The organism is Shewanella sp. 11B5, from assembly GCF_002836795.1.
Classification (GTDB): domain Bacteria; phylum Pseudomonadota; class Gammaproteobacteria; order Enterobacterales; family Shewanellaceae; genus Shewanella; species Shewanella frigidimarina.
Map to the genome: position 1 here is coordinate 1 of NZ_PJAP01000062.1, position 1404 is coordinate 1404.

At 39.0% G+C, this 1404-nt stretch carries 2 protein-coding genes; both read left to right on the forward strand.

Going from position 1 to position 1404, the window contains the following annotated elements; all coding sequences use genetic code 11:
* Positions 1-796 (forward strand): TonB-dependent receptor plug domain-containing protein (locus tag CXF78_RS00505; protein ID WP_180957003.1); only part of this gene is annotated, 796 nt, incomplete at its 5' end.
* A 10-nt stretch (positions 797-806) separates the two neighbouring features.
* Positions 807-1343, forward strand: a complete 537-nt coding sequence (locus tag CXF78_RS00510; protein ID WP_102035687.1) for a YfiR family protein — start codon at positions 807-809, stop codon at positions 1341-1343.
* Positions 1344-1404: the final 61 nt, after the last annotated feature.

Genomic DNA, 1404 nt, shown 5'->3' on the forward strand with positions numbered 1-1404 from the left:
GGTTCAACCGAATGCTCGCCTGATGTGGCAGTTGAATAAAAAAAATAATCTGTGGGCCTCTGTTGCACGCGCAATCAGAACACCGTCGCGGATAGAAAATAATCTATCGGTGAACTCACAAATCATACCGCCTTCAGTTCAGTCACCATTGGTTAGTATATGGGTGGCTGGTAACGAGGATTATAAATCTGAAGTCATCATTTCGTATGAGGTGGGTTATCGATTTACGCCAGCGAAAAAATGGTCATTTGATTCAACAATTTTTTATAACGATTATGACCAATTGCGCAATGCTCCAGCCGGTGCAACAGATTTCAGCACATTTCCCAATTACATTTCGCAATACTTAACATTCAGTAATGATCTTGATGGATATAACTATGGATTCGAGCTCTCATCTCAGTGGGCTGCAACTGATACTATCCAATTCAAAGTAAATTATAGTTTTACTCAAAATGAATTTGGTGCCAGTCAAAGTCAAAATACTGATGCCCCAGAGCATATGATATCGACAATGATGGATTGGAGCATTAGCGATAATGTTGATTTTAATCTAGTTTGGCGTGTTATTGATGAAGCTTACGTATTGAATATCAATGACCTTAGTACTAAGGAAATTGATAGCTATAGCGGAGTTGATTTAGGACTGCACTGGAAGGTTAAGCCTGATGTCATGTTATCAGCATTCGGGAAAAATTTACTTCATCCTGCAAACCTTGAGTTTGAAGGAGAAAGTTACCAACTCCCTTATCGTGTGGGACCAAGTTATTATATTAAAGCTACTTTGACCTTTTAGGGTAGCAACATTGAAAAACTCAAATTTAAGTCGACAGTTACTGTATTCATTATTGGTCGTGGGAGCTATTTTGCTTCCGCGAGTCTCTATGGCGCAGAACGCATTTGAGTTAAAAGCGGCATTAACCTATAACTTTGCTAAGTTTACTCAGTGGCCTGAAGCGCGTCTTAATACCTCATCTGCATGGAAAATATGTTTTTTCGGAAATCAATATCACGACAGTTTCATGGGACTTTCCGATAAAACGCTGGGAACTCAGTCTGTGATGGCCATTGAGTTATCTGGAATAAGCCAAATCGATCAGTGCGATGTTGTATTTGTAGACACTAACTCTAGGGAGTTAACCCATAGATTGTTAGTGGCTGTCGATAATAAGCCTATTTTAACGGTTTCGGATATCACAGGTTTTGCAATGCAAGGCGGGATGATTGAAATCGTCGAGCAAGATAAGCGATTGTATTTTAAAGTTAATATGCAGGTGGTAGCAAAATCTGGATTAACTATCAGCTCTCAAGTATTGAAATTGGCACTTGAGGTTAAGCGATGAAAGTAATGAATTTGTCATCGAAGTTTATCGTTTAACATAATGCTTAGCGATATTATCGCGA